Below are 6352 nucleotides of genomic sequence, written 5' to 3'. Positions count from 1 at the left end.
GTGGAGACGCCGGCCAGGTACATGTCGATCAATGATTCCTCGACGCTCTGCTCCCTGCGCCGGTAGCGTTCGATGACCGCGGATTCGAAGACCGCGCCCTTCAGCTTGGGGATCCTGAGGGCGAGCCTGCCGGCCTTGACGGTGAACCCGCGCCCGTAATGGCCGGCCCGGTACGCCTTGCGCCCATCGCTTCTCTCGTATCTGGCGGCGTTGGCGATCAGGTCGGCCTCCTCGTCGAGCATCGCGTTGACGATCTGCTCGACCTTGTCGCGCACCATGGCGTCGAGCCTGGTCTCGAACATGGCCTGGTCGAACTGTATGATTTCCTTGGACATGGCCCGTGCCTCTTTTCCAATCGCGTTTTTCATGTCTGGCGACTGAAAATCGTACCCGGCACGGGCCATGTTCCCTTCCGGAAAGCCCGAATCACAAAGTGCGCAAAAAATCGGGCGTTATCTGCCCTGCTCCACCGTGTTCCCGCTGGGACGGCATGCGGCGAGCCTGCGCATCCTGGTCGGGGTGCGCAGCCCGCGGTAGCGTTCCCGGATGTGTTCCGGGGCGGTGGCCGGCAGGCCCTTTGTCTTTCGTCAAGTCGATGTGAACGTGTTCGGCAGTTAATCTGAACACTGTCGGCGTTCATGTTGGACAGTGTCGGCGGGTGGTTCCCTTGGTTGTTGGTCATTTCATGAGTGAGTGGGTGTTTCGGTAGGATTCGCCGTGGAATCGGATGATGCGTCCGTGGTGGACGATGCGGTCGATGACGGCGGCGGCCATGTCGCCGTCGCCGAACACGTCGCCCCATCGGCCGAACTCGAGGTTCGAGGTGAAGATGATGCTTCTCCTTTCGTAGCTGTCGGCGATGATCCGGGGACAGGAGCCTGGCGCCGTCGATGTCGATGGGCAGGTATCCGAGCTCGTCGATGACGAGCAGGTCGGCCTTGCCGATGGTCTTGAGTTCCTGGTCGAGCCTGTTCTCGGTTTTGGCCTTGCGCAGGCGCATGATCAGGCCGGAGGCGGTGAAGAACCTGACCGGTATGCCCCACCTGCAGGCGAGGGTGCCGATGGCGATGGCGAGGTGGGTCTTGCCGCATCCCACGTCGCCGTAGAGCACGAGGTCCTCGGCGTGGTCGATGAACTCGAGGGACGCGAGCTGTTCGCGCCCCCAGTCGGCGGGGAACGCGGCCATGCTCCAGTCGTAGCCGTTAAGGGTCTTGGCTTGGGGGAATCCGGCCTGTCTGAGTAGTCGGTTCCGTTTGGATTCGGCACGGCTCGCGTTCTCGGCCGTGAACAGTTCCGCGAGGAAGCCGAGCTGGCCGGGGGTGGCGTTCTCGACGGCCCGTCTGAGCACGCTTCGGGTCAATGGCAGGTTGCGGGAGAGCTCCATGACCTGTTCGGCGGTGGCCTTCTCCGCCTTCCGGGCGGTCCGTTTCGTTGGTGTCGTGGTCATCGTTCCTCCATGTAGGTGTTGTACCGGCTCAGGTCGGGGCCCGGAACGTCGCCCTCGCCGCCCTGTCTGATCCGTCTGGCGGTCTGGTCGATCGAGGCGCGGTCAAGTTGACGGCCCGCGTCGATGATTGCGGACACGGCCTTGGCGGCGGCCGCGAACCCACTGGTCCGGGACACGTGCCTGATGTCGTCGAGCAGGTCGGCGCGCGCCCGGACATCCATCCTGTCGAGCAGGCCGCGCACGTTGTCCGGGAAATCGCCGCGGATCGGGCTTTCGCCCCACATCCGGGGCTTGCGCGCGATGATCGCCAGAAGCGTCGTCGGCTCCATGACGGTGCGCGGCTCCCGCCCCCACACGCGTTCCAACGTCACGATGCGGCTGCCGTCCGGGCCGCGCAGCTCGATGCCTAGGGCCCTGACGCCGGCGGAGATCCGCATGGAACGCCATTTCGGACCGGCGAGGTACCGGTTGCCGTCGATCAGGACCGTGCCGGTGCGGTCCGTCTTCACGCTCCGCCAGTCGCACGCGTCGAACGGCGTGCCCGGCAGCGGGAGCATATGATCCAGATCGGTCTCGAACAAATCCCTGATCGGCACGACCTGGCGGTAGTGCTCCCGGCGTGCGATCGCATCGCACTCGTCCAGCCACGCGCGCGTCAGCGCGTCCCATCCCTCGGCCGCCGGTTCGGGCACCATCAGGTTGCGTCGCACGAAACCGACCGCGTTCTCCACGCTGCCTTTCTCATGACCCGCATACGGGTTGCAGAACCTGGTCTCGAACCCGTAATGCGCGCTGAACAGGGAGAACAGGCGGGCCTGCGTGACCGTGCCGTCCGCATTGCGGTGGCCGACGCCCGTGGCGTTGTCGAACACCAGCACCCTGGGCGCCATGCCCATGCGTCCGAAGACCTGCAGCAGACCGTGGCACACGCACTCCGTGGTCTCCCCGGGCAGCGCGGCCACGTACCGCATGTTCGAATACGGGAACGAGACCGCCAGATAATGCACCGTCCGCTCCATGCCCGCGATCACGGCCCTCGCCAGACCGTAATCCACCTGCGCCGTGCCGGGGGCCCATTCCAGTTCCGCATACCCGTCGGACTCGCGGCGATGCGCCTCCCGCCACTTCTTGACCCACCGCTGCACCGAGGAGTACTCGCCCGGGAAGCCGAGCTCGGCCACCAGCCGCTCGTGCACACGACGCGCGGTATGCCGCTGCTTGCGCGGCATCCGCAGATCCGAGGCCGGCCACTCATCCGCAGCACGCGCGTACTCACCCGTCACCAGGGAACGGGTCCCGGCCGACCCCTCCCACGGCAACGGCGAATAATCCCTCGACGCGTACTTGATTACCGTCGTACGCGAAACACCAAGCTCCCTGGCTATCCGCGTGTGGCTCAGTCCCTGCCCTTCCAGCTGCCTGATACGCTGTTGAATACGCACCGGTGTCGTCATTCCTTCCCACACCGGGAAACCGAACGAATGGTTGACCGGCACTCGGGAATCTATCAGGAAACCAACGGCACCGGCGCCCTCTTTCTGCACCAATGCCACCCACCGCCGACACTGTCCAAAATGAACGCCATCACCGTCCAAAACAAGTGCCGACACCGAACACCTTTATTTGATCACAAACAATCGAGCTGGCGATCCTCAAGGGGGCGGTGGAGCTGGCGGGCATAAGAGCGGGGCGCAGACCCGGACAACCTGACTGATAGGGAGAAGGCGATCCTCGTCAGGACGATCGGTGCCGGGCACGGCGTCCCCGTGGGTCGGCTGCTCGCCCGGGTCGGCCTGGCGCGCGGCACGTACTACCGCCAGTCGGACGCGATGAACAGGCCGGACAGGGACGAGGGGCTGCTCCCCCCCCCCCTGGTGCGCGACGTATCCGGGGAACAGCCTGCGCCGCTATGGGTACCGACGGGTGTGGCTCGGACTGAGAAGCATGGGTATTGTCGTGTCAGCGAAGCGCGTCATGCGGCTGATGACGGCGAACGGGTTGAAACCGCCGTCCAGGAGCTCCAGGCGCTACAGCTCGTATAAGGGCGAGTCGGCCAAGGCGCCGGACAACCTCGTCAACCGGGACTTCCACGCCGAGGCTCCGAACCGGTTGTGGGTCACGGACCTGACGGAGTTCTCCATCCCCGCGGGCAAGGCCTGCCTCAGTCCGGTGATCGACCGCGTTCGACGGGATGCCGGTGGCCTGGACGATCGGCACCAGTCCGAACTCGGAGCTGGCCAACCGGATGCTGATGGACGCGTGCGCCACGCTCGGGGACGGGGAGCGTCCCGTCATCCACTCGGACCGCGGCTGCCACTACCGGTGGCCCGAATGGATCCGCATCCGCAAAGAGAACAAGCTCACCCGGTCGACGGGCGCGAAAGGCCGCGGCCCGGACAACGCGGCCGCGGAGGGTTTTTCGGCCGGCCCAGGCAGGAGTTCTTCCATGGGCGGGACTTCGCCGGCGTGAGCAGAAACGAGTTCATCGAACGGCTGGACGGGTACATGACCTGGTACCGGGACGAGCGTATCAAACTCACGTTCGGCACCAGCATCGCAAAACGAAGACGCGAGCTCGGACTCATGGCATAATCGAAGAACAACGACACCGGAGTCCAACAAAACGTCACCACCCCCCATTTTTCATGAATTCTCGACCAAAAACGTATACGTTCGGATGCTAGCGTTTATAGAGCGTCTTCCAGTTCATCTTCCGAGTATCCGAATGAGTAATCCTCGTCTTTGCCGTTTGAAGCCCAAATCAACGCGGCATCATATACATCCAAGCTTTCGTCATCTTCCTCTTCATCGTCATATTCCGAAGGACAGTAGTCACACTCGTATGATTCCCCGTCCCAGTTGCCCCAAAGATCAAGCACTCGCCTCATTCTATGACCACAATCAGGGCACATCGCATATCTACTCATAGAACCGTACTCCTTTGCACTGATCCAGTTTCAGACTATAGTGCGGAAACAATGTTGTACCGCATATCGCTTATATTACTCGACTTTGGTCCATCTGCCTCATATGAACATACGCGGTTTTTAAGCTGCCGTCATGCTTGCGGCCAAGATTATGGCTTGAAAAGCACATGGTGGTTCTGAACTATGCCTGTTTGTTAGATCTCGTTTGTTCCGGCCGAAAGGATAGGTGACGTCTTGTTGGTTTCCCAGAGTGGATGAGCCCTTTGGCTCGGCTCCGATGCGGACAATCATCCAGGCGAACACGTATCCCTGCAGGTCGCTGTTCTCTTTTGTAGATTACGGTTTGCGATAGGAACGGTTCGGTAAGGGGGAAACATGGAAGACAAGAAATCATCATACGAGGTCAGGGTAACAATGAAGTACCCGCCCGACAAGGTGTGGGCGTGCGTGGAATCCGCGTGTTCACAGTTCGATGATTACTACCCAATTGATATGACCTGTTTTTGTTCCGCGTTTCCCCTGACTCGATGGGAGATGATGGAATCATGGGCAAGGGCGTGCGTTATACACCGGAGTTCCGGGAGAAGGCCGTCGGGCTGCTGGCGGAGTCACGGGACTCGCATTCATCCGAGACACGAGCCCTGGCACAGGTCGCCAGGAACCTGGGCGTGGCTCCCGAGACACTGCGCCGCTGGCGCAACCAGGCCGACGGTGCCGCGGCCGCGCAGTCCGCGCAGGACGCGCAGGCCACGCTGGAGGAGCTCAAGCGCCTGCGCAAGGGGGTCGCCGAACTGCGCGGGGCGAACGACATCCTGACGACGGCATCGGCTTTTTTCGCGGCAAGGCCCGACCCGACACGGCCCTGATGGCCGCGTGCATCGACGAGTATCGGGACCGTTTCGGGGCCGGGCCGATCCGCCGGGGCCTGTCCGCGGCCCTGGACTGCGGGTTCATCACGCCACGCGGCTACCGACGGTCCGGGAAACGACCTGCAAGCCGCACGACCGCGCGTCACGAGGCTCCGGCTCGCGACATCATGCAGATCCGCTCGGACTTCTTCATGGCCGTGTACGGGTACAGGAAGATGCACGCCCAGCTGCCGGCGCAGGGATGGACCGGGATCGGCCGCGACCAGGTCGACCGGATCATGCGCGAACCGGGCATCAGGGGCGTGCGCCGCGGACGCACGCCCGTGACCACGCGTCCCGCCAAGGGCACGGGCGGCAGGCCCGACCTCGCGGAGCGCAGGTTCCGGGCGTGCGCGCCGAACCGGCTGCACGTAGCCGACATCACCTACGCGCGCATGGCCGACGGCCGGTTCGCGTATACGGCGTTCGTCACCGACGTGTACGCGCGCCGCATCGTCGGATGGGCGTGCGCCACGGGCATGGGCACGCGGGAACCGCCCCTGCAGGCGTCGGAGCAGGCGATCTCCCGGGCGTCGAGGCACGGCGGCACGCAGGGACTCGTGCGCCACGGCGATCACGGTGCGCGGTACATCGGCACGGTGTGCACCACGCGCGTTGTATTTGTTTAATGGTTTGTGTGCCGGTTTATCGCGGGTTTGTTGGCCGTGTTACCGGTGAAAAGTTGACCATGTGATCGTGTTGTCGGCGTGGAGAGGCGTTGGCCCGTCCGGTCTTGTTAGATTCCCGAGTTGAGGCAACCATTCGCAGGTATCTCGGGAAGGAAAGGACATGACTGTGCCAACGCCCATACAACAACGTATCAGGATTCTCGACGCGAGGGGTGTGTCCTGGCGTCGTATATCGAGGGAGGTCGGGGTGTCCAGACAGACGGTGCGCAAGTACGCGCAGTTGGAGGACTGCTCGCCGGAGCCCCCGGCCCGTCCTGCGGCGGTCTCGAAGCTCGACCCGTACAAGCCGTTGATCGGCAAGTGGTTGGAGGCGGACCGGTTCATGCCGCGCAAGCAGCGGCATACGGCCAGGCGCGTGTATGACAGGCTGGTCGAGGAGCA

The 6352-nt window shown here is 63.4% G+C and carries 5 protein-coding genes and 3 pseudogenes; 4 read left to right on the top strand and 4 right to left on the bottom strand.

Annotated elements, in window-relative coordinates:
* The 3 genes and pseudogenes from BIGA_RS08815 to istA all read right to left on the bottom strand — a co-directional run.
* Window positions 1–335: transposase (locus BIGA_RS08815; RefSeq protein WP_034259964.1), on the bottom strand; the 335-nt coding region annotated here is incomplete at its 3' end.
* 343 nt (window positions 336–678) lie between these two features.
* Window positions 679–1447: pseudogene (gene istB / locus BIGA_RS08810) on the bottom strand (IS21-like element helper ATPase IstB).
* Complete coding sequence (gene istA, locus BIGA_RS08805) at window positions 1444–2901, bottom strand: IS21 family transposase (protein ID WP_033507964.1); 1458 nt, start codon at window positions 2899–2901, stop codon at window positions 1444–1446. Before istA ends, istB begins: the two are co-directional and overlap by 4 nt.
* A gap of 743 nt (window positions 2902–3644) precedes the next feature.
* Here istA and BIGA_RS09750 point away from each other — a divergent pair.
* Window positions 3645–3917, top strand: coding sequence for a hypothetical protein (locus BIGA_RS09750; protein ID WP_202805514.1), 273 nt, complete (start codon window positions 3645–3647; stop codon window positions 3915–3917).
* On the top strand, window positions 3914–4039 hold the full coding sequence (locus BIGA_RS09745) for an integrase (protein WP_156098682.1): 126 nt from the start codon (window positions 3914–3916) through the stop codon (window positions 4037–4039). Before BIGA_RS09750 ends, BIGA_RS09745 begins: the two co-directional genes overlap by 4 nt.
* A 95-nt stretch (window positions 4040–4134) precedes the next feature.
* On the opposite strand, the gene BIGA_RS08795 is transcribed toward BIGA_RS09745, so the two are convergent.
* Window positions 4135–4326 (bottom strand): hypothetical protein, encoded by a 192-nt coding sequence (locus BIGA_RS08795; protein ID WP_081929657.1) that lies wholly within the window; start codon window positions 4324–4326, stop codon window positions 4135–4137.
* Between the two features lie 593 nt (window positions 4327–4919).
* Between BIGA_RS08795 and BIGA_RS08785 the strand changes: the two are divergent.
* Both BIGA_RS08785 and BIGA_RS08780 read left to right on the top strand, forming a co-directional pair.
* Window positions 4920–5899 (top strand): annotated as a pseudogene (locus BIGA_RS08785) (IS3 family transposase); the annotation flags it as partial.
* A 259-nt stretch (window positions 5900–6158) separates the two neighbouring features.
* Window positions 6159–6352: pseudogene (locus tag BIGA_RS08780) on the top strand (IS21 family transposase); the annotation flags it as partial.

Source organism: Bifidobacterium pullorum subsp. gallinarum, assembly GCF_000741215.1.
Taxonomy (GTDB): domain Bacteria; phylum Actinomycetota; class Actinomycetes; order Actinomycetales; family Bifidobacteriaceae; genus Bifidobacterium; species Bifidobacterium pullorum_B.
The sequence above is the reverse complement of the archived record's forward strand: the minus strand, read 5'-3'. Positions and strand labels throughout refer to the sequence as shown.

Bases quoted from the DNA above. Each gene is read 5' to 3' on its own strand.
- istA (WP_033507964.1), bottom strand. From the start codon at position 2,901: ATGACGACACCGGTGCGTATTCAACAGCGTATCAGGCAGCTGGAAGGG.